The 21,097-nt window shown below is 70.9% G+C and carries 16 protein-coding genes; 5 read left to right on the top strand and 11 right to left on the bottom strand.

The annotated features are described in order from the left end of the window. Positions 1 to 8: 8 nt before the first annotated feature. From ACFHWT_RS28330 to ACFHWT_RS28320, 3 genes are read right to left on the bottom strand one after another with little or no spacing between them, the layout of a single operon-like run. A complete protein-coding gene (locus tag ACFHWT_RS28330) occupies positions 9 to 950 on the bottom strand; it encodes a carbohydrate ABC transporter permease (protein ID WP_278169748.1) in 942 nt (313 codons plus the stop codon). Positions 951 to 993: 43 nt separating this feature from the next. After that, positions 994 to 2,442 (bottom strand): N-acetylglucosamine/diacetylchitobiose ABC transporter substrate-binding protein, encoded by a 1,449-nt coding sequence (ngcE, locus tag ACFHWT_RS28325; RefSeq protein ID WP_416597728.1) that lies wholly within the window; start codon positions 2,440 to 2,442, stop codon positions 994 to 996. Positions 2,443 to 2,454: 12 nt separating this feature from the next. Then, positions 2,455 to 3,405 (bottom strand): MurR/RpiR family transcriptional regulator, encoded by a 951-nt coding sequence (locus ACFHWT_RS28320; protein ID WP_416597727.1) that lies wholly within the window; start codon positions 3,403 to 3,405, stop codon positions 2,455 to 2,457. Positions 3,406 to 3,596: 191 nt separating this feature from the next. Between ACFHWT_RS28320 and ACFHWT_RS28315 the strand changes: the two genes are divergently transcribed. Then, positions 3,597 to 4,229, top strand: a complete 633-nt coding sequence (locus tag ACFHWT_RS28315; RefSeq protein ID WP_416597726.1) for a hypothetical protein — start codon at positions 3,597 to 3,599, stop codon at positions 4,227 to 4,229. A 31-nt stretch (positions 4,230 to 4,260) separates the two neighbouring features. Continuing rightward, complete coding sequence (locus tag ACFHWT_RS28310) at positions 4,261 to 4,635, top strand: VOC family protein (RefSeq protein ID WP_416597725.1); 375 nt, start codon at positions 4,261 to 4,263, stop codon at positions 4,633 to 4,635. Between the two features lie 61 nt (positions 4,636 to 4,696). On the opposite strand, the gene ACFHWT_RS28305 is transcribed toward ACFHWT_RS28310, so the two are convergent. Further along, a complete protein-coding gene (locus tag ACFHWT_RS28305; protein WP_416597724.1) occupies positions 4,697 to 4,891 on the bottom strand; it encodes a DUF397 domain-containing protein in 195 nt (64 codons plus the stop codon). Beyond that, positions 4,882 to 5,673, bottom strand: a complete 792-nt coding sequence (locus ACFHWT_RS28300; protein WP_416597723.1) for a helix-turn-helix domain-containing protein — start codon at positions 5,671 to 5,673, stop codon at positions 4,882 to 4,884. Before ACFHWT_RS28300 ends, ACFHWT_RS28305 begins: the two co-directional genes overlap by 10 nt. Before the next feature lie 132 nt (positions 5,674 to 5,805). Between ACFHWT_RS28300 and ACFHWT_RS28295 the strand changes: the two genes are divergently transcribed. Both ACFHWT_RS28295 and ACFHWT_RS28290 read left to right on the top strand, forming a co-directional pair. Next, on the top strand, positions 5,806 to 6,264 hold the full coding sequence (locus ACFHWT_RS28295) for a hypothetical protein (RefSeq protein ID WP_416597722.1): 459 nt from the start codon (positions 5,806 to 5,808) through the stop codon (positions 6,262 to 6,264). Next, positions 6,257 to 6,529, top strand: coding sequence for a hypothetical protein (locus ACFHWT_RS28290; RefSeq protein WP_416597721.1), 273 nt, complete (start codon positions 6,257 to 6,259; stop codon positions 6,527 to 6,529). The genes ACFHWT_RS28295 and ACFHWT_RS28290 overlap by 8 nt, the downstream gene beginning before the upstream one ends. A 625-nt stretch (positions 6,530 to 7,154) precedes the next feature. On the opposite strand, the gene ACFHWT_RS28285 is transcribed toward ACFHWT_RS28290, so the two are convergent. From ACFHWT_RS28285 to ACFHWT_RS28260, 6 genes are read right to left on the bottom strand one after another with little or no spacing between them, the layout of a single operon-like run. Further along, a complete protein-coding gene (locus ACFHWT_RS28285) occupies positions 7,155 to 9,542 on the bottom strand; it encodes a TIGR03986 family CRISPR-associated RAMP protein (protein ID WP_416597720.1) in 2,388 nt (795 codons plus the stop codon). After that, entirely contained in the window at positions 9,539 to 10,162 is a 624-nt protein-coding gene (gene csx19, locus ACFHWT_RS28280; RefSeq protein WP_416597719.1) for a CRISPR-associated protein Csx19, read from the bottom strand. Before csx19 ends, ACFHWT_RS28285 begins: the two co-directional genes overlap by 4 nt. Next, the gene (locus ACFHWT_RS28275; RefSeq protein WP_416597718.1) at positions 10,159 to 11,865 is read right to left on the bottom strand and encodes an RAMP superfamily CRISPR-associated protein; all 1,707 of its coding nucleotides are present in this window, start codon (positions 11,863 to 11,865) and stop codon (positions 10,159 to 10,161) included. Before ACFHWT_RS28275 ends, csx19 begins: the two co-directional genes overlap by 4 nt. After that, positions 11,865 to 14,267, bottom strand: coding sequence for an RAMP superfamily CRISPR-associated protein (locus ACFHWT_RS28270; RefSeq protein ID WP_416597717.1), 2,403 nt, complete (start codon positions 14,265 to 14,267; stop codon positions 11,865 to 11,867). The genes ACFHWT_RS28275 and ACFHWT_RS28270 overlap by 1 nt, the downstream gene beginning before the upstream one ends. After that, a complete protein-coding gene (locus tag ACFHWT_RS28265; protein WP_416597716.1) occupies positions 14,264 to 15,931 on the bottom strand; it encodes a Cas10/Cmr2 second palm domain-containing protein in 1,668 nt (555 codons plus the stop codon). The genes ACFHWT_RS28270 and ACFHWT_RS28265 overlap by 4 nt, the downstream gene beginning before the upstream one ends. Positions 15,932 to 15,981: 50 nt before the next feature. After that, positions 15,982 to 18,135: a hypothetical protein gene (locus ACFHWT_RS28260; protein WP_416597715.1), complete on the bottom strand. Its 2,154-nt coding sequence runs from the start codon at positions 18,133 to 18,135 to the stop codon at positions 15,982 to 15,984. A gap of 145 nt (positions 18,136 to 18,280) precedes the next feature. Here ACFHWT_RS28260 and ACFHWT_RS28255 point away from each other — a divergent pair, with 145 nt between their 5' ends. Beyond that, positions 18,281 to 20,704, top strand: a complete 2,424-nt coding sequence (locus tag ACFHWT_RS28255) for a hypothetical protein (protein WP_416597714.1) — start codon at positions 18,281 to 18,283, stop codon at positions 20,702 to 20,704. The last annotated feature ends 393 nt before the right edge of the window (positions 20,705 to 21,097 follow it).

Below are 21,097 nucleotides of genomic sequence, written 5' to 3'. Positions count from 1 at the left end.
GGCCCTCCCTAGAATTCGATCCGCTCACGGCGGGTGATCCGCAGCTGCACTGCGGCGAGCAGCAGCGTGAAGATGGCCAGCGCGACCCCGATCGCGCAGGCGTAGCCGAACTGGCCCTTGTTGAAGGCGGTGAAGTTGATGACCGAGGCGAACACCTCGCTGGCGTGGTCGGGGCCGCCCTGGTTGGGGGTCATCACGAAGACCAGCGCGTACATGTCCAGGGCGATGAAGCCGAGGTAGACCCAGGCGACCGAGATGCTGTCGCGCAGCAGCGGCAGGGTGATCCGCAGGAAGCTGGTCACCCGGCTGGCCCCGTCGAGCATCGCCGCCTCGAAGATGTCCTTCGGGATCGACTGCATGGCGGCGGAGAACAGCACCATGTAGAAGCCCACCCCGCCCCAGACGGCGATCAGCAGCAGCCACCACAGCACCGCCGGCACACCGAGGAACGGCGTCGGGTCGGAGACGAACTTCAGCGGCTGCTCCGCGTCGACCAGACCGATCCTGATCAGGATGCCGTTGAGCAGCCCTTGGCTGTCGCCCCGGTAGATGGCGCCCCACATGATGGCGACCAGCACCAGGGACAGCACCTGCGGGAAGAAGAAGATCACCTTGTAGACGCCGGAGCCGCGTACCCCCCGCACGCCGGCCCTGTCCCCGCGCCCGCCCACGTTGAGCAGGAAGGCGAGGAACAGGGCCAGCGCGATGGTGAACAACGGCAGGGTGACCAGGAAGAAGACGTTGTGCCAGAACGCCGTACGGATCAGCTCGTCGCCGAACATCTGGACGTAGTTGGCCAGCCCGACGAACTCCTGGGTGTCGGAGTAGCCGCCCCAGTTGGTCAGCGAGTAGCCGGCCGCCTGGGCGTACGGCCAGACGACGTAGAAAACGTACAGCGCCACCGGCAGTGCCAGGAAGCCCGTCACGAACCGGGCCTTTCCGTGCTGCATCGTCAGGTCACCTTCTGCTCGATCGGGTCAGCGGAGCGACGGCTCAGGACCGGGTGAACTTGTTCACCGCGTCGTCCGCCGCGATCTCGTCGGCCGCCTGCTGCAGGGTGTCCTGGAACTCCTTGGCGGTCATCCGACCGGCCATCAGCTCGCCGATCGCGTTCTGCTCCACCTTGTCCAGGTCGGCGTACCAGTCGGGGTGACGGAACGAGACCAGGTCGCCGGGGGCGTTGGTCATCAGCTCGTTGGCCGAGGTCAACGCGGTGGAGGTGGTGACGTTGTCGCCGGAGCCCTTGACCGAGGCGAGCGAGCTGGTCAGCTCGGCGAACTTGCCGGCGCCCTCCTTGGAGAGCATGGCCCGCAGGAACTCCATGCCGCCGGGGGCGTTGGCAGCCTTCTTCGGCACGATCCAGCCTTCACCGGAGCCGGCCTGCACGGTGCCGTACGGGGCGGCGTCGTCGGCGCCGACGCTCCACACCGGGGCGATCTTCATCTGGAAGCCGCCCGGGATGGTGGCCCGCATCTCGTTCTCCAGCCAGGTGCCGCAGGGCAGGAACGCCGCCTTGCCGTCCAGCCAGGCCTGCTGCGACTCGGTGTGGGTCAGGGTGTCGCTGCCGGTGAGGGTGTAACCGTCGGCGACCATCTTCTCGACGGCGCTCATCGCGGCGGTGACCGCGTCGGTCTGCCAGGCACCCTCCTTCAGGTTGTCGATGTCGACGACCGCCTGCCGGCCACCGGCCAGCCAGATCCAGGTCATGATCGGCCAGCGCATGTAGTACGGGTACTTGCCGGCGAAGGCGAACGGCGCGACACCCGCCGCCTTGATCTTCGGCGCAAGGGTGAAGAACTCGTCGAAGCTGGTCGGCACCGCCCACCCGTTGCGGTCGAACAACGCCTGGTCGAACCACAGACCGAAGACCGTGTACGCGTAGTTGAGCTGGAAGAACTCGCCGTCGAACGTACCGTCGTCGACGGTGCCGGGCAGCAACGTGTCGCGGACCTTGACGGCCGGGTCGTCCCAGCTCGGCGCGTCCAGCAGCGGGGTCAGCTCGGTCAGTGCGCCCTCGTTGATCAGGGTGTCGATCGCCATCAGGTCGGCACCCGAGTTGTTGATCAGGTCGGCCGGGGTGGTGGAGAACTTCGGCTGCTGCTCGGTCTTGATCTTCTGCGTGGAGCTGAGGTTGACGGTGACGCTGTCGTGCTTGGCCACGAACAGCGTCTTGTCGAACTCGGGGTACTCGTCGCCGAGGCCGCCGTTGAACACGACGACGTCGACGCTGCTGTCGTCGGCGACACCGAACGGGTTGTCGGCGCTCTTGGTGCCGGTCTCCGTACCCGTGCCGGGGTCGCTGCCAGCGCAGGCGGAGAGCAGGCCGGCGGCCGGACCGGCCAGCAGCCCGGCGGCGGCCGCGCGGCGCAGCAGGGTCCGCCGACGCACCGAGGCGCCGGCGACGGCGGACGGGATCCGCACGGAATCGGGGTAGATCGACATGATGTGTGCTCCTCAGCTGGAGGTTTCGGCGGGGCGGATCGTGATCCGGTCGACGGCCTTGTGACCGTCGACGGCTCGGGCGGTGCGGCGGAACGCCGCGTGCGCGCGGTCGTGGGTGCGCTGCGCGACGGCGACGTAGAGCAGGTCGAGGACGACGAGTTGCGGGTGGCGGGCGGAGAGCGCGTCCGGCCGGAAGGTGGTCGCCTGGGGGGCGGTGAGCAGGACGATGTCGGCCAGGTCGGCCAGGGTCGAGCGGGGGAAGCTGGTCAGCGCGACGGTGGTCGCGCCGTGACTGCCGGCCTCGGCGACCATCTCGATGGTCTCCCGGGTCTGGCCGGTGTGCGAGATACCGAGGGCCACATCGCCGTCGCGCATCAGCGCCGCGCTGGCCAGGCCGTTGTGCAGGTCGGTCCAGGCCCAGGCCGGTACGCCGATACGGTGCAGACTGAACTGCATCTCCTCACCGACCAGGGCGCTGCCGCTGGCGCCGAAGAGGTTGACCCGGCTGGCGGCGGCGACCGCGTCGGCGGCCTGCTCCACCTGGCTGAGGTCGAGCAGGGCGGCGGTGTCGTGCATGGCCTGGGTGTCGGCGGCCATGATCTGGCCGAGCACCCGGTCGAGCGGGTCGCCGGGCTGGATCTCCCGGCCGATGTCGACGGTCCAGCCGGCGGCCCGGGCCCGGCCGGTCTCGGCGGCGATGCCGAGCCGCAGGTCGGCGTAGCCGTCGAAGCCGAGTGCCCGGCAGAACCGGGTGACCGTCGCCGGCGACGTACCGCTGCGTTCGGCCAGCTCGACGATGGTGGCGCGGGCGGCCGCGGCCGGGTCGGTCAACACCTGGTCGGCGACCCGGCGCAGCGCACCGGTGAACTCGGTGAGCCGGATCCGGGCGAGCACCGTGTCGGCCGGCCCCGGGGCGTCGACCACCGCGGTCCCCGCGGGGATCTCCACCTCGCTGTCAGCCATCGGCGTCGACCTTTCGGGAAGGACTGTTAACTGTTAGTGGTAAAAGTTCTTACTAACACCCCCTCCGTGTCAAGACCGTGGGCGAAGTTTTCAAACCGTTACCGGCTGGGAGCGCTGCCACCCAGTCGGCTAACCTGGGTGCCGTCGCCAGCACCGCCGTACCAGGTAGCCGTCCGGAAGGGCCGGAACCGATGTCGGATGCTCTTCAGCGCGTCGCCGTCGCCTCATGTGCGGCAGCCCTGCTCGGCGCCGCCGCAGGCTGCGGCTCCGACCAGTCCACCTTCGCGTCGTGGACAGCGGAGCCGGCCCAGCCCGACGACGCGACAGCCTCCGCCGCCGAAGCCGAATGCACCGAGCGGCTCGACCGGATACCCCGGGCCGACGAGTACGGCATCCCCACCGAACGGGTCCTCGTCGAACAGCGAGGGGACGCCACCGCCGTGGTGTTCGCCGACGGCAACAGCTACGGATACTGCGTGAATCTCCCCGACGAGACCCTCGCCGGCATCGGCGACCTGTCCCCGATCGCCCGCGGCGAGCAGATCAACGTGGTCGCCGTACCACAGATCAACGGACGGTCCGGGCACGCCCGCCTGGTGGCCGGCCAGACGCAACCGGATGTCGCCGGTGTCCAGGTCGAGACAACCGACGGGCGTGGCGTCACCGCGTCACGCGCCGGCGACTGGTTCGTCGCCTGGTGGCCGTCGGACGCCGACGCGCGGACAGTCAGCGCCCTCAGCGACACCGGCCGGATCGTCGAGACCCTCGGGGACATCCCCGGCACCAACTCGGACGTGCCGGCTCCGACCCAGTCACCCGGCTGAACCGTCCCGAGGGCCGGCGTAACGTGGACACGTGCGAGTGAACCACCTCGGCCTGCCGGTGCGTGATCCGCAGCGCAGCATCCAGTTCTACCACCTCTACTTCGGCTTCGACCTGGCCACGGCGCAGCGGTACCCGGACGGGACGGTCATCATCCGCGACGCCGACGGCTTCGACCTGGCGCTGCACCCCGTCGAGGCGGTCTGCGCGTCACCGCCGTTTCTGCACTTCGGCTTCCGAATGCCACGACCCGAGGCGGTCCGCGCGCTGCTCACCCGGCTAGAGACCGACGGCGTCGAGATCATCGAACGCTACGACGAACCGGCGTACGCCGCCTTCAAGTGCCTGGACCCCGACGGTCACCGGGTGGAGATCTACTGGGAGCCTCCGCCGGCAACCGAAGGTTGAGCAGGGTGATTCCGGTAGGTGGTGGAGCGGCGACGCAGCGGCCCACCACCTACCGGGCAGTTCACCGCCGAACGAGGGTGCCGGCCACGAAGGTCCGCCACGTGTCCGGGCCGAACGTCAGCACCGGACCAGCCGGATCCTTCGAGTCCCGCACCAACACCCGACCAGGCAGGTTGTCAGCAACCTCCACACAGTCACCGCCCTGGCCATTGCTGCGGCTGGACTTACGCCAGCGAGGAGCGTCGATCAGTTCCATGACTCAGCTGCCTCCATGATCAAATCGAGCGACGCCTGTCGAGGCAGAGCGTAGCCTCGGATCGCCTCCCAGAGCTCCTCCAACAGCGCGATTTCATCCGGGTCCTCGACCACCTGACCGCCCAACGGGCTGTCCAGAATGGCAACAGTGCGACCATCGACCGTGCCGAGCACCAACGGGCCGTTCAGGCCCGGGTAGGTTCCAGTTGAAGAGGGCACCACGGCCACCTCGACGTTGGGCTCCGCACACGCTTTGATGATCGCCTGAAGTTGCTCACGCATCACCTCCGGTCCACCGATCGGGCGGCGCAACAAGGTCTCATCGAGGACCGCGAACAATCGACACGGTGTGTCGGCGCGGTGCAGCACGGCCACCCGCGCCAGCCGCGCGGCCACTGCCGATTCGATGTCCGACACACGGTTGCCCCCGTCCGTCAGGATCGCGCGCGCGTACTCCTCGGTTTGCAACAGGCCCGGCACGATCAGCGGCTGAAACGACCGGATCATGGTGGCGTTGCGTTCGTGCTCCAGCCACGGGCGGACCCAGACCGGCTGGCCGAAGTTGGCGCGGGCCTCCGCTGCCAGCTCCTGGAACATGTTGCCCGAGTCAAAGAGTGCGTCCAGGCGGCGCGCGGTGTCCGGCTTTGGAATGAGTCGGCTGGTCTCGAACTTCGCGATCAGGGACGACGAGACGTTGAGCCGTGCCGCCAACTGCTCCTGCGTCATGCCGGCATGATTCCGAACGAATTTCAAGATCCGAGCCAGCGCGCTGTAGCCACTCATCTTTCCTCATCCTTCCCCTCAGGTAAGAAGAACAGTCCGATTCGCTGCCCGCTGTCAATCTTTCACAAACCCGCCTCGGGGTCCAGGGTGGATCAGGACAGGAATACGTCCCCATCGCAAGGGAGATCCACTGTGTTGCGCAACGACGGTATCGGCGGCACGCCACGACTCGCCCGATACACCTCGATCGGTACGCCGCACCCCGAACCCACCCCGAACCGGCCGCCGCTGCCCCGGCGTACCCCCGGTCAGAACGACGTCGACTCCGGCCGCCGGTTCCGCCTGACACCTGCGCGCGGGGCCGGCGAAGCACCAACCGGCGCACGCGCCGACGCGACCGCCGCGCCCCGCAGCCCGGCCGCCCAGCGGGCACTCACCCGGGCACTCGACGCGCTCAACGTGCATCTGCCCAGCCGGCTCGGCGAATGCCGCCGCTGCGACGTCGCAGCACCCTGCAAGCCGTTCCTCCGCGCACTGGTGATCGTCCAGCGCTGGGATCCGGCCAAAGCCCGCCGGGTGCGCGCCGTCCTGCACCTGTCCGGTCTGTGGTCGCCGGGACAGCAGCCCCGTGAGGACGACGCCGGTGCCTGACGAACTCTTGCGCGTCGGAGACAACCTCCGTCTCGGCAAGGCCGACTGGGTGTATGGCGACCGCGCCATGCGGGTCCGCGTCTCCGACATCCGGTACGGCCACGACGACCCGAACTCCCCCGTCATCGGCATCCTGGCAACCGTGACCGGAGCCGGCCGCGACGGCCGGATGGTGTCGATCGCCGTCTACAAGAGCGCACTCACCCGACCAGGTGTCCGCGAACCCAACCGCCGGTCCGCCAACAGTGTCGATCCCGAAATCTGAGCCGCCCAGCAGACATAGGACACGACCGCCCGGAGCGGGGCTGGCCGTCGCAGGTCCTTGCGATGGCCAGCCCGCTTCGGTAGCGACCACCCTGTAAACCACCAGGCTGCTTTCACCATCGGCCCAGCCTCGGCAAAGAGCAGTTTCTCGAGCTGCGACCCGCATCTACGAGCCGCTCACGCACTCCCCGCTGCCTCAATGAAGGGCAGCTCCCGAGAGAGCTGCGACGTGTCCACCATTCACCGAGGTCCGGATGGACGTCTCGCCTCAATGAAGGGCAGCTCCCGAGAGAGCTGCGACAGGGTCCAAATCCTACCCCTCCTGACCTGCGGCGGAACGACCGGTCCGCGAAGGGTCCGCCGGCAGCGGGTCTCGCGGCGACCCCACAGCCATCATCGTCCACTACAGAACAGGTGCTGAACAGGGAAAACAGCTCCGCGAAGGGTCCACGCTCACGGCCGTCATGACGCACCCTTCGCGGCGGGCGGCGATTGGGCTACCGGATTTGCCAGAGCACGGCTGGCGATCGAGCCACTACAGCCGATCACATCGAGAGACCGGCCGATGCTCTCCCAAGAGCGTACCGAGGTTGCCGGACAAGGATGATCCCTGCCGCCCGCTGTCGTCAGCCCCCGCCACTGCCGAGGTACGGCAGCCGTTGCTCGGGGTCGCGTACATGCGGCAACGCCCATCCCTCGACGACCGCCTTCTTCTCCAGTCGTTCGTTCGCGACGAACCACTCGTAGCTTTCGGTCTGCGGCCGGCGAGTCTTCCGGGGGTAGTGCACCTCCTCGGTGACGGGCCTGGCGGCGGCCAGGTACGACTCGGTGGCCTCGCGCAGCACCTCGTTGCCCTTCGCTATCGTGGCGAATCGGTCTGCGAGTTCGGTCAGCCGAGCCGCGTCGACCGGATCGGGGCGGGTCAGCCGCAGCCAGCCTGCCTGGACTCCGGCGGCATCCCACAGTCGCGTCCGGTGCCCGTCGAGCTGGACGTCGACGACACCGAAGCCGTACGGCTTGCCGGCGCCAAGCCGCAACGGCGTGTCGCCGCCACGGGTGACCAGCCACAGCAGGGCACCGAGTTCGGCCTCCGGCACAGCGTCGAGGAACAGCTCTACCTGGAAGGTCGCACCGGGTCGCACCCAACCTCGGTGACGGGCCAGCTGCGTGGCGTGGTCCGTGCGCTGCTTAGGCAGGGCCAGGTAGCCAGGGCCGGGAACGGTGCGGTCGCGGCCGGGCTCCCAGTGGTCTGGGGCTTCCGCCCGCCAGCGGTACATCTTGCGGCCGCGTAGCCCGCCGTCGGCGGCGTACCCGTCGGCTTTGCGCACCCCACGCCGAAGAGGTGTCCCGGCGTTGTCGGACGCGGCGTAGAAGCGGGACTGGGTGGGTTTGGGGGTGCTCAGCGGAGCGAGGACGACGCCGTCCGGCGGAAAATCCGTGGGTTTCCAGTCGGGGGTGACGCAGGTGACCGACCGGACGCGCAGCCGGCCACGGTAGCCCGAGGCCCCGTCGTTGGCCTCGGAAACGTCGTCGCCGCCACCGGACGGCACCCACCCGAACAGACGGTCCGCCGGGGAGAGCTGGGCGCGGTCCTGCGCGGGGCGCAGGCTGGGGTGTAGCAAGTCAGCGGGGGCTGCGGCGAAGGGCAGCCGGCCGACCATGACCGGGTGGACCTCGGTGATCTCGTGGCGGGTCTTGTCGTACTTGACGTAGACAAGGGTGCCTACCGGCAGTTCCCGCAACTCGCGGGTGCTGGGCACGTGCTTGGACCGGACGATTCCCTTGGCTGTCGCGGGATCGCGGCGGTAGGTGGCCTGGGGGTCGTTGTATCCGTGGGCCAGGTCGTAGGCCCGCAGCACCGACTGCCAGTAGCGTTTGTGGTCGTCGGTGACCGGCACGTCCCGGCCGGCGGTCTCCACGAACAGCCGTTCGTACCGCTTGGATTCGATGGTTTTTCCGGTCGCGGAGAGCCAGCCCCACACGATCCGGTGCCGCTCCTCGGTGGCACGAACCGACGTGACATCCTGCTCTGCCAGGCCCGCGTGCAACTCCTTCTCGCTGCGGGCCAGGTGGGTGACCCGCCAGGCGCGGCCGCCGTCACGGCGCAGGACAACCCGGGCATGGACCAGCGTGCCATGGTGGTCCGACAGCGACGTACCGGCCAGGCCACCGAGGAGGTGTACGGCTGGCTCGGCTCCGTAGGCGGGCACCAGGGCGGCGTACTGGGTCTGGTTGCCGCTGGTCCGTGGCCAGTCGGCGTCTCCCTGGCACAGCCGGAAGGCGGTGCTGCCGTCGGCGAGCTGGTGGACCCGTGCCGGGGTGAGATTCAACGCAGCGTCGGTGGTGGCCCGGTGGGCGAGCCGCTCGTGGTGGTCGAAGAAGATCCCGTACCGGCTGGCGGTGATTGTCTCGTAGGCGCCGCGCAGGGCACCTTTGACGGAGGCGCCGTGGAGCAGTGGCAGCCCGTCCGGGTCGACCCGGACATCGAAGGTACGGATGCCGTCGGCGGGCTGCGTCGCTGCGCGCACCGGCAGCAGCAGCGGGGTGACGGTGGTCAGGGTCAGGGCCAGGGTGCCGCTGAATTGTCCGTCGGCGTGGTAGGCGTGGCTGGGCGGCGCGGCGTCGTCGAGGCCGGTGTCGGCCAGGCGGGTGCCGTCCCGGTCCGTCCGGGGCAGGGTCGGCACGAACGTGTACGGGTTGACGAAGCCGCCGACGGAGTCGAGCCGCTTGCTCCGGTCCGGGTCGGTGGTGACCTTCGCCAGCGGGGCGACCCCAACGAGCTGGGCGGTCCGCTTCCCGTTGGCGGCCAGGTCGGTGACGACGGTGACGGTGACGGTGTCGCCGTCGGCCATGGTGGCCACGTGGTCGGTGAGGGCACCGTCCCACTCGGACGGCTTAAGGGGTTTCAGCTTTGCCGCCTTGCCGCGGCCGTCGATCACTCCTTCGAGGTGGCCGTCCCGCTTGGTCAGCGCGGCCTGGACCCTGCGCTTCAGCTTGTCGTTCGACGTACTCATGCCGTCGTCCTTCCCTGCTCGCGCGCGGCCCCGGTGTCCGCGACCGTGGCCCGCAGCGCGACCGTACGGACGTCGGCGACGTCGAGGTTGCCGTGGACGTCCTCGACGAGGTATTCGACGGTCTCCACGGTGAGCGCCCTGGCGCCGACGGCCGTCACCGGCAGGTGCGCGGCGGCGTACCGGTCGCTGGCCAGCGTGGTCCAGCCGGCTCTGGGATGCTGCTTCGGGGTGCCGGCCAGCAGCCGCCGGTGGGTGTCACCGCGTCGCGGTGCCGGCTCGGCCGTGACCGGCCGGCCGGGCGGCAGGTGGGCCGGGTTCTCGCCGAGGGCGACCGCGGTGCCGCGTCCGTCGGGTTCGCGCAGCCAGCGCAGTTCCCGTTCACCGTCGAACAGCAGCAGCTCGTACGCTTCGGCGAGGACGTCGGCGGCGTCGCTGACCTGTTCGACGGCACCGTGGGGGCCGATCGACAGCCAGGTGGCGGCACCAGCGGAAAAGGTGTAGCCGAGGGTCTGGCCTGCTCCCGCCGGGTGGGCGGTGAACCAGCTGACCGCTTCGGCGGCGGTGAGCGCGGTGGCGGCACGAACGGCGTGCAGGGTCGCGCCGAGGGCGGTTTCTCTCACGCTGGATTCTCCTGGAACTGGTTTGCCCACGTGGCCATCGCGTCGACGATGTCCGTGGGTGGGTCGGCGAGGATGGCGTCGAGGGTGCGGCCGGCGAGCGACTGCCACGCACCGACCAGACCGGCGCCCTCGAAGGTCACATCGGTGACCTCGATCTGGCCCCGGCCCCGGGTGCTGCCGTAGCCGAGGGTCAACCAGCCGTCCCGCAGGTCCCGCAGGACGAGCAGCAGCAGCGGCAGCGCGGCCGTTGCCGACGCGTGCCGGGGGTCGGACCGGTCGGGCCGGGCGAAGCGAGCGAGCCGGGCGACGTCCACCTCGATGCTGATCGGCTCCCACCGGACGGTGGGGCCCGGCTCCAGGACGCTGAACAGTCGGTGGTCGCTGGCCCCTCCGGTCCACCGGTCAATGGCGACATGGTCACTGATCTGGAAGGGCACCTCCGACGAGATGTCGCCGAGCAGGCCGTACAGCCGGGTGCGGGCCTGGTCGCGGTCGCTGTTGCGGTCGGCCCGTTCCTGGCGGGGCTCGGTGCCCGGTGCCGTCCGGGCGGTCGCGGCCCGTGCCTTCGGACTGACGGTGACCACGCTGTTCCAGCTCTGCGCGCTGAGCTGGCCGAGGCTGTGGCAGTCGGCCACGCTCACCGCGCCCCGCCAGCCGGTCGTGTCCCGGCTGCCTGGTCGGCCCTGCCGGTGCCCGTCCGGTGCCGCCCCGAACAGCACGTCGACGCCGATCGGTGGTCGGCGCAGGTTCTCACCGAAGCCGTCGCCGTCAGCGTGATCGGGGGCGTCCTGCCGCAGCAGGGTACGCACGATCCGTTCGGCGTGTGCCCGTACGACACCGCGGATCGACGAGCCGGGCAGCAGCAGCCGCACGGTGCCGTCCACATCGGTCGCGGTCAGCGGCAGCGTGTCGACCACCGTGCCGCTGAGCGAATCGCGTACCAGGACCGGGGTGGTCGGCCGCCAGGCGACGGTGATCCGCAGCCGGCCGTCCAGCGGCGGCAGGTCCGCCACCGGTGGCCGGGTGGGTTCGGCGGTTCCGGTCAGCCAGGCGGCCAGACCGGCCGGTGTGGACAGGTCGGCGTGTCGGACGGTGACGTCGCGCAGCTGCACCCGCCCGTGGCCACGGCCCCGACCGGCACCGATCGGGACCCGGCCGTGACACAGTCCGGCGACGATGGTCTCCACCGCGTCGTGGACCAGTGCCGACCATCCGCCGGGGTACCCGGGTTCGGGCGCGGCGGTCGGGGTGTCCGCGACCAGACGCAGCGCGAAGGCGGTGCCGGCCGGCAGCACCTCCCGCGTGTAGAGGTAGGCCGCTGCGGCGCTGGCCGACCGGCGGTCGATTCCCACACCGTCGCGGACCGCGGGGGTGACCGTTTCGCCGGTCAGCGGGGCGTCGTCGATCCGGATCCAGGACGGTGATCCACTGTGCGAGTACGGCGTGACGTGCCCGAAGAGTGCATCCAGCGGTGCGGTGGGCCCCCCGCCACCCGACCGGTCGCCACCGAACCGGTCGACGCTGGCGAGGTACGCCCGGAGGGCTCCGGCGATGGAGGATCCGGGGAGGAAGGGCCGGTCGGTGCCGTCCCGGGCGATACTCAGGTCCGCCACGGCGGTGGTGTCCCAGCCGCCGACATGGACCGGGCCGAGGCAGGTCAGGGTCCCGAACACCTCGATACGGGTGCCGAGCGACTGTCCCATCAGGAAAGCTCCTTCCCAGTGGTGGCGCGGGTGCCGGCGGCCGCCGTGGAACTGGTCCGGCCAAGTGAACGCAGGGCGGTGGTGACCGTGGTCAGCAGTGCCTCGGTGTGCAACCGCCCCCGCAGTGTGTTTTCCCGCCCGGGGGCGAGGACCAGGGCGGGTTGGTCACCGGCCAGCCCGAGCCGCTCCCAGACGAGTCCCCGGTCGGTGAGCAGCAACGCGGACAGGTCATCCAGGACGGGCTCGGTCCAGGTCTCGCGGCGGGCCCGGACCGCCCGGGTGCCCGTCAGCCAGTCGCGGACCATGTCCGCCCCGCCGGGGAGGGTCAGCCGTTCCAGTTGGGCGCGTAGCGACCCGAGCTGTGCCCGCTGGCCGGCCAGCCGGTCGATGCCGTTGATGACCTCTTCTGGCCGCAGCTCGGCGCTGGCCCGTCGGATCGCCCGCCGCCACGCCTGGAGTTCGATCGGGTGGACCGGCTCGGCCAGCCCGGTCCTCTCACCGGCCCCGGCCGGTCCATCGGACCCAGTCGGCGTGGCCCGCGTCGTCGGCGGCGTGGCTCCGGTCGTGAAGTCGACGTCGGGTACGGCGGTGGACAGCTCCGGCGGGTTGAACCGGATCCGGCCGTACCCCTCGACGGTGCGTTCGCCGATGCCGTCGCGTTCCAGCCGGCTGAGCACGGCCGGGTCCAGCTGGCCGATCACGGTGAGGCGCACGACGCTGCCGGCCCGCAACGCCACCTGGCTGGACCGGGGCCGTCCCCAGGCGACGGCGAATCCGTCCCGCCGGGCCGCATCGGTAGTCGGCCGCCCGGTCGCCTCGACCGACGCCGGCGCCAATGCGGCGGACAACGCCCGGGCCAGCCCCTGTGGTGACGGATCGGGGGCCAGCCGTTCGTCGCGCAGCAGGATGTCGGAGACGCACCACACCAGCAGCTGCCCGTCGGTGAGGGTCGGCGGTGGTGGGGTCGGCAGCGGGTCGATCACCCGGACGACCTCGACCAGGCCGAAGTCGTCCTTACGAGAGCGGCCGAACCGCAACTGCTCGCCCTGCTCCAGTCGCAGCCGCGCCTGCTCCGGCAGCACGATGTCGCTGCAGAGCAGCGTTCCGGCCGCGATGCCGAGATTGGTGAACAGGCCACCGCTGGCGACGGTCGGGCGGCGCTGCGCGTCGTCGACGACGGCGTGGGTCGACACCGTCTTCGCCGGCTCGGCCGATCGCCATCCGGCTCCGGCTGGTGCCACCCACCCGGACATCGGTTTGGCCTGTTCCTCCGGCGCTGGTTCACCGCAGAGGACGTTCCAGACGGTGTCGCCCCGGCCCTTCCTGCTCCGACGCCATACCGTCGGCACCGGGCGAGCGGGGACCACCGAGGCAGGATCGCCGCGGTCCTCGACCGCCGGTACCGCGTCGCCGACCCGCACGTCGGCCAGGCCGATCCGGGCACGCCCACCACCGTCGGCCGAGGGCCCCGGCTGGATCCGGCGCAGGACCGTGCCGAGCAGCATCGTGCCGGGGATGCTGTCATGGCCACTGATGACGTTTCCCAGCACATCGGCGACGGCCACCACCGGGGTACGGACCCGCAGCACGACCCGCACGACACGGTGCCGGTCCGGGTGCAGCCGGTCGTACGGGTGCACCTCGACCAGCGGACCGGCCGGCGGTGGCGGTGGCGGGTCGGCGGGCACCCCACCGGCCAGCAGCTCGACCAGCCGGCTGTCGGTGACCGTCGCATGAGGACCGTCGCCGTCCACCCGGGCACCGGGCAGTAGGAAGGCGACCCGCCCACCGCCACGGTTGCGTCTGCCGCCGACCGCCTCCACGAGCCGGGCGCCGGCGCGCAACAGCAGCTCCGCCGACGCGGGCAGCCGATCGGGCTCACCTGGGATCGTGGCGGCGACGCTGACCTGGGCGTACAGCCGCATGCCGCGCAGCGCCCGTTCCTCGACCCGCAGGAACCGGTCGGCCGCCGTACCGGTGTCGTCGTCGATCTTCACTCCGGGGCGGAGTACGACAGCGGCCTGCGCCAGCGTCGGCTTGCCCCTGACCCCGTCGCGCAGCCAGGCCGGGGCCTGGGCGGGGGTGACCCGCAGGACCGCCGGCGTCGGTTCCTTCCCGGTACGGGCGGAGCCTCCTTCCTCTGCCGGCGGGTGGGTCCCGAACAGCCAGTCCACCCAGGCCCGCCAGGCCGCTGGCCGGTCGCCGACCCGGTCGAAGGTGTCCGCCACCGTTTCGCAGGCGTCCCGCCAGATCCCGACGATGGTCTTGGCCGGCACGAACGGCAGGTGGTCGCTGTCGCGGCGGATCTCGGCGTCGATGCTGCCCAACCTGCCCTGGCCGGTGCCGATGTGCCAGTCGCTGAGGAATGTCAGGGTGATCTCGAATGTCGTGGGCAACGTCATCGGATGCCTCCCTTGGACGCGGACCGGTCGGTCGACGGGGCCGGGGCGAAGGTGTCCAGGCGCAGGCCGTGCAGGTGCATCGCGTCGAACAGCCGCAGGAACGGCGCGGCGGTGCCGTTCGTCGGAGGCTGCCGCCCGCTGTCGGTGCCCAGGGTGGGCGGCTGGACGTCGAGTAGGGTGCCGGCCCGGTCCGGGTCGGGGGCGCGGGGCACCGTCAGGCGCACCTGGTGGCGGTATTCGGCGAGGCTCCGGTCCGCGGCCTCCCGCAGGGCGTGGGCCTGCGCGGTCGACATCCACCCCGTACGGTCGAGCCAGCTGGTGATTTCGTCGAGCAGTTCCACACTGCGGTGACGCAGCTCGACGGGCAGGTCCTCGACGGCGCCGAGCAGGTAGGGGCCGGCGTAGCGGGCCGCCTGTGGGCCGCACTTCGCGGCCGGTTCGGTGTGCTCGCGCAGCAGTGTCAGGTCCTGCAGGGTGGCGGCGTGCGCCACGTGCAGGTCGAACGCGCCCGCTGGCCGGAACCGTTTGGCTGACACGGTGAGCGCCTCGGCCAGCTCGTACGCGGCCCCGAAGGGGTGATGGGGCTTGATCACCGCGATCCCGGCGGAGGCGGTGAGACCGGCGTGGCCGGTGGCCTGCCGGGCGGTGGCCTGCCGGGCGATGGCCGACAGCGTCGGCTGGGCGGCGGTGTGCCGGGCGAACCCTTCGGCGAAGGCCCGCACGAACGGCACGGCGAGCGCCGCGTCGCAGATCAGTGTCACGTCGTCTCCGCCGACGACGATCGGCAGTAGCCGCCCGGTCAGTTCCTCCCCCGCCCGCTGCTCCCGCAGGGCGGCGATTGCATCCCGTACGGCGTTCCAGGTCGCCGTCTCCAGCTCTGCGGAGACCAACCGCTGGTAGCGCAGATGGGTGGCCAGGTCGACCGGGCCGGTGCCCTCGATCGCCGTGACATGGTCGAGGAAGCGACGGAACAGGCCGCCGACGCCGTTGCCGTCGGCGTGTACGACCGCTGCCCACCCGCTCTGCCGCAGGACGTCGGTGTTGGCCGGTACGACATCACCGAGGTCGTCGGTTAGCTGCTCCGTGAGCCGACTGCGGGCCCGATGTCTGGCATCGGATCGGGCCAGCACCCCGGCCGAGGCCGCCACGAGTTCGTCCTTCCCGTACGGTTCCTCGCGGTCGGCCGGTTGGCCACTGTCCCGGCACAGTCGGTGCCAGGGAAACACCCGGTCCCGCAGCAGCGGATCCCGGCGGGCCGCCCGCACCTCGGCGTGCAGCTCGTACGTCTCACGCCGCGCCGGCTCGTGCGCGGCCGGGTCGGCCGCGTCGAACGGCGGGCCGACCACCCCGGTCACCTGCAGGCCGGGGGCATCCCGCAGCGCCCGGCAGCTGACCTCCCGGATGACGGCCCTGCCGGCGTCGACCGAACCCACCAGCAGCAGGGCCTTGCCGGAAGCGGTCATCACCACGGTGGCGTCGGGATCATCGAGTCGCCCGACCGCGGCCGGCACCCACTCGGTGCCGACCTCGTGGACGAGCTGCGACGCCCCGACGACGTGCCGCAGCCGGTTGCTGCCGAAGATGTACCGCTGGTTGCCACCCGTCTCGATCAGCACCCAGTGCCGGCGGCCGATGTGTTTGGTCGGGGATGGTTCGCCGTTCATGTCCAGAATCTCGCCGTTCGTCCGGTGGAGGGCTGGGAAGGCGCGGGTCGCTACCCGCCGATGGTGTGGCCGGCGACGGCCGAGAGTGTCGTGTGCCAGTCGTGCCACTGGGTGAGCGGCAACCCGCCCACCCACTGATTACTCGGCGTCCGGTCGGCCGACGCCGCTGCGGCGGTGACCCGGTCGAGCAGCGCCACCGCCGCAGCGGCGTCGCGGGGATCCACGGTGCTGCCGTTGGCGGCGGCCACGCACAGCGCCCGCGCCACCACCTGTGCGGTCGAGGCGGACGCCTGCGGCGAGTCACGCCGCACCGTCAGGTCGGCCAGCACCGTCCGGGCGTGCCGGACCGCCGTGTCGCAGGCTCGCGCCCGGGCTGCGTGTTCCCGGTCGGGCGTGGCCAGGGCGAGGTCGGTGGCGATCCGGGCCGCGAGCTGGTGGCTGGAGCGGGCGGCGACGGCCTTGGCGGCGTATCCGGCCGTTTCCCGGCGGACGACCTCCGTACGTACCGCAGCCACCCGTTCCTGTACGGCGAGGGCTTGACGAAGGTCGCCACGCCGGCCGGTGCGGGACCGCCAGTCCGCGTAGTGGTGCAGGTGGAACACCTGGGCGTCACTGAGAGAGTCGATCACGGCGGCCAGATCGGTGTCCGGGTCGATCCCCCGTGCCGCCAACGTGGCCGACCACCACGACTGCATCATCGACGCGGGGACCTGGGCTTCGGACATCTCGGTCCGGTCCATTGGGGAGTACGGGTCGGGCAGCGCCGCAGGCGGGGAGGTCGCGCCGAGCAGCGCGGTGATGCCGATCTCCAGCAGGTACGCCGTCGCGCCGGGGTCCAGCCGACCGGACCGCCAGGACTCCACGACGTGCTGCTGTGAGGCGATCAGCCGCTGCACAGAGGACACCCGGTGGGGATCCGGGTCGGCGTCGGAGCCGGGCAGGCCGCGGGTCGAATCCCACACGTCGAGGTAGGCGTCGTAGGCGCGCAGCAGCAACGCCACCGGGTCCGTGGGATCGAGCACCTCGCCGCTGCGGACGACGGCGAGGGCGACCAGTTCCCGGGTCTGGTGCCGCAGGTCCGGTCGGGTCGTCAGGAGTTCGTCGCGGTAGCGGAGGTAGTTGGTGGCGACGTGGGCGACCAGCAGGTGGGCGCGGCGGCGCGACAGCGGAAGGCCGGCCAGTTCACCGGCGTCGGGCAACGTCGGCAGCGTGGGTGCCGGGGCGTGGCCGACGCGGGTCACCCCGCCGAGGGTGGCCGCCACGAACGGGGCGACGACGGCACCGACCCGCACCATGGCCTGGACGTGACGGGAGCCCCGGTCGTCCTCGGTTAGCCACACCACTCCCCTGCCGGGGCGACCGACGTTGAGCAGCCGGTGGCACCAGGCCGAGGCGATGTCGTCGAGTGTCTCCGGGGGCAGCGCCGCCGCGCCACCGGCCGGGTCGCCGGACCTGTCCACGGTGAGCCCGATCGCCGGAAGTGTCGCGTCGACCAGATCGAACGACGTCGGCCGCCAGCGGGTGTCGGCCCGCGCCGCGCCGGTGTCGTCGGCGGGCTGCGGCGCCCACGGACGGATCTCCGACGGGGCGTCGTCACCTGCCGCCACCCGTGCCCGGTCGACCTGTCTGCCCCACCGGGCCGACAGCGACCGCTGCACCTGGCGGGCCTGGACCGCCGCGACGACCAGGGCTGGCTGTGCCCGGTAGACCTCGAGAACCAGACCCGCCCACACCGCCAGGCGGATCTCCTGATCACAGTCGCCGGAGGCGAGCCGTTGGGCGGCAGCGGCGACGGCTGCCGTCGCACCACGCAGCAGCCGGTTGGCGGCTGCCAGCACCGCTGCGGCCTTGGTGTCGGGGCCGTACCGGTTCAGGGTGGCGTTGCTCAAGCCGCCCGGCAGGGGTGCCTGCGGCGGTGCCCAGACCGCCCGACCCACCCATGACCAGTCCCGGTCGCCGTCGACAGCCGGCCCGGCGAGCGTGGCCGCGTCCAGACCGGACCGTTGTGCCTTGTCCGGGGCAGGCGCGCCACGCCCGATCTCGGCCAACGACAGTGTGGTGTAGTCGCACACCCAGGACCGATGGAAGGGAGGGATGTCGCCGGCGACCCCAAACAGCGGGGCGACCTTGCGGGCCACCCGCACCTCCACCACGTCGGCGCGGCGGGCCTCGGCTGCCGGGACCTCGGCCGGGAAGACATGCACGGCCGACACCTTACGCACAACTACTCCGATCGTTCAACTACTAAAGTAGTCAAAGTTTCGATATGGATGTGCTGTCGAGGCGGGGCCGGGACAGCATTCCGACACGCCGTGACAACCCGAGCCGTCGTCCTCCACAATGGCCCGCATGCGTCTGCTGGTTCACGTCACCGGCGAAGCGGATCTCCTGCTTCGCTCGGACGGCCCCACCCCCAAGACCGTCCGCGCCGGCCGGGTCCGAGATCGCTGCCGACAACTCGCCGCGACAGCCGCCGGCCCCGCCGGGCCGTCCGCCGCCCGGCGACTACTCACCGACGGAACGTGGGAGGACGACCACCCCCGTACTGCCGCACCAAGCCCACTGCTCGGCGCCCTGACCAGACTCACCGAGACCCCGGACCTCGACGTGATGCTGATCGGCACCCGGCAGCAGCCACCCGATGACCTGGACACGGCGCCGATCGCCCAGACCCTCGCCGAGGTTCTACGCGCCCGATCCAGCGAGGACACGACCATCCACGCCATCGCGACGGCCACCATCGAAGGCCTGGCCGAAGTGGACGTCATCCGCACCGTCGTCGCCCACCTCGACCGCTCCCCGCGCTACACCGAAGCGGTGGTGACCTGGGGCTCCGGCTCCACCACCCTGGCCATGGGCGTGCTCACCGCGCTGTCCCAGGCGGGGATCCCCTGGCGGCTGATCGTCACCAGCGGCCGGACCCCGTACGAGATCGTCGACCCACTGGGCCGGCTCGACCGTGACCCGGTCGCCGGTGTCCTGGTCCGCTGGCGCATGTTCCAGGCCCTCGCCGACCTCGCCCGCGCCGACCCGCCCATGGTCAAGCTCACCGACGACGGCCACGACCTCGTCCGCCAAGCCGCCGAACGCCACGACCGAGGGTTCGCCGCACACGACACCGCGTCGTTGCGCGCGGTGCTCGCCGATGCCGTCGTCCGCCGCGACGGCACCGCCAGTCTCGCCGTCCGCCGCTACGTCGTCAGCCGCTACGAAGAACTGCTGGAACTCGACCGGACCGACCGCCCCTGGGCCGAAGACCTCCTCCGCAAGTACGAGAGACCTAACGGCGGGCCTTCCCTCGGGAGGAAGCTCGGCCTGATCGCTCGCCGCCACCACGATCCAGTTGTCAGTGCCTCCGTTGGCCTGCCGTCCTACCGGTGGCTGTACGGATCCGAGGTCGACTCGCTGCAGAACATCGGCAGGGGCAGCCACAACCTCCGCCCGCCCACCGCCCGCGACGCCGCCTTCATCGGTGAATACCTGACCCAGTACGCCGTCGACGGCAGCGGCTGGAGCGACGCCGGTCTGCCTGAACCGCCGGTCGCCCCGGCAGACACCGTCCTGGCGGTCTGGCCAGCCGGAATCCGACCCGGTAGCGCCGCCAACGACACAGTCGGGTGCCAGCTTCGTGATGGAATCCCGCCGGCGGTGCTGGAGTTCCTCGGCACGCAGGAGACCCGGCTGCGCGCCGTCATCTTCGCCGTCGACGACGGCGAGGGCAGCCTCGACGCCGCTACGGCCGACGCCGAGTTGATTACCAAGATCACCCACAACGTCACGGGCGCGGCCAGCGACGAAAGCTGGGTCGAGCCGATCACCCCGGACGACATCGACGAAACCGCCGTCGAACGCGCAATCGAGGCCAGGCTCACCCGCGAGACCGGGGCACTGCTGCTCATTCCCACCGGCCGCAAGCCGGTGGTCCTCGCCCTGATCCGCGCCATGCGCCTCGTTGGTGCCCGGCACGGCATCCCCCTGTTCGTCCGGGAGAACGCCACTCCCGCTAACCGCAGCGGCTACCGCAACGTCCACCTGTGGCCCGCCGTCACCGGCGGCGATCTGCCCCTGCTTATCGCCGCCGAGCGGGCCCTACGGTCCTTGGAACTGGACGTCGCCTGGCGGTTGCTGGCCGCCTCGGCCATTGGCGAAGACGTCACCGACCGGGCACGTCTGCTGGCCGACGCCTTCGCCAGCCGACAGCCGCCGGACGGCAGCTCCGACACCAGCTGGACCACCGGCCTGGTCGTTCAGCGGCTGGAACTCGTCCGCGCAGCCCTCGTCGACGCGACGACGCCGGCCGCCCACATTCGCCTACTGGTCCTCGCCGCCGACGCCCTGGAGGCATCCATCGCCGCCACCAACCCGGGGGATCACCGGGGCACGACGTACGGGAAATTCCGCATTGGTCTGAAAGATAACGAAATCGCGGGGCAGGACATGGCCAGGGCATGGTCCGCACACATCCTTCTCCTGCTCAACAGAGCCCGTGATCGCGCCCCGATCACCCACGGCACCGAGACCACCGCAGACGCGGTCATCACCGAGGCCGCCGACGACCACGCCCGGAAACACCAGCTGAGTACGGCCGACGCCGCGCTGCTCCCACGCGCCCTCCACGACCTACTACACGAATCCGTCGCAGCAGCAGCCGCCCGGCGCGATATGGGTGAACCCGATCAGAAGGACAGTCTGCTGCAACGGCATCGCCAGATCATTGCCGAAGTCAGCGACGCCATCCACAGACGACGGCAGTACGACCACCTGCCCAGGTGAGGATCCGGAACCGATCCACACCTGCTGCGCCCTGCTGACCATCCACGGCAGGTCCCCGTCCAACGACAGCTCCCGAGAGCTCCCACGACGGCGGCAAGACGGCCTGCCAGCCTCAATGAAGGGCAGCTCCCGGGAGAGCTGCGACGGTGTCGGACACCGAGCGGGCCCTGCCGGCCTGCCTCAATGAAGGGCAGCTCCCGAGAGAGCTGCGACCGACGGGCACCAGCCATTCGCCGTCGTCGTCGACCCGCACGCCTCAATGAAGGGCAGCTCCCGAGAGAGCTGCGACATCGTGCCCGCAGTCGCGCAACACCCTCTGCCAGCCTCAATGAAGGCACGGGCACGGCAAAGTCGGAGAGTGTGCGGCTGAGGACTCCGCGTTGAGGTCCGGAG

The organism is Micromonospora sp. LOL_021, from assembly GCF_048060215.1.
GTDB lineage: Bacteria > Actinomycetota > Actinomycetes > Mycobacteriales > Micromonosporaceae > Micromonospora_E.
The sequence above is the reverse complement of the archived record's forward strand: the minus strand, read 5'-3'. Positions and strand labels throughout refer to the sequence as shown.

What these genes read in the sequence shown, in the direction of transcription:
- ACFHWT_RS28255 (WP_416597714.1), top strand. Translation starts at nt 18,281, where the DNA reads ATGCGTCTGCTGGTTCACGTCACCGGCGAAGCGGATCTCCTGCTTCGC.
- ACFHWT_RS28285 (WP_416597720.1), bottom strand. Translation starts at nt 9,542, where the DNA reads ATGAGTACGTCGAACGACAAGCTGAAGCGCAGGGTCCAGGCCGCGCTG.
- ACFHWT_RS28275 (WP_416597718.1), bottom strand. Translation starts at nt 11,865, where the DNA reads ATGGGACAGTCGCTCGGCACCCGTATCGAGGTGTTCGGGACCCTGACC.
- ACFHWT_RS28265 (WP_416597716.1), bottom strand. Translation starts at nt 15,931, where the DNA reads ATGAACGGCGAACCATCCCCGACCAAACACATCGGCCGCCGGCACTGG.
- ACFHWT_RS28315 (WP_416597726.1), top strand. Translation starts at nt 3,597, where the DNA reads ATGTCGGATGCTCTTCAGCGCGTCGCCGTCGCCTCATGTGCGGCAGCC.
- ACFHWT_RS28300 (WP_416597723.1), bottom strand. Translation starts at nt 5,673, where the DNA reads ATGAGTGGCTACAGCGCGCTGGCTCGGATCTTGAAATTCGTTCGGAAT.
- ACFHWT_RS28330 (WP_278169748.1), bottom strand. Translation starts at nt 950, where the DNA reads ATGCAGCACGGAAAGGCCCGGTTCGTGACGGGCTTCCTGGCACTGCCG.
- ACFHWT_RS28270 (WP_416597717.1), bottom strand. Translation starts at nt 14,267, where the DNA reads ATGACGTTGCCCACGACATTCGAGATCACCCTGACATTCCTCAGCGAC.
- ACFHWT_RS28320 (WP_416597727.1), bottom strand. Translation starts at nt 3,405, where the DNA reads ATGGCTGACAGCGAGGTGGAGATCCCCGCGGGGACCGCGGTGGTCGAC.
- ACFHWT_RS28305 (WP_416597724.1), bottom strand. Translation starts at nt 4,891, where the DNA reads ATGGAACTGATCGACGCTCCTCGCTGGCGTAAGTCCAGCCGCAGCAAT.
- ngcE (WP_416597728.1), bottom strand. Translation starts at nt 2,442, where the DNA reads ATGTCGATCTACCCCGATTCCGTGCGGATCCCGTCCGCCGTCGCCGGC.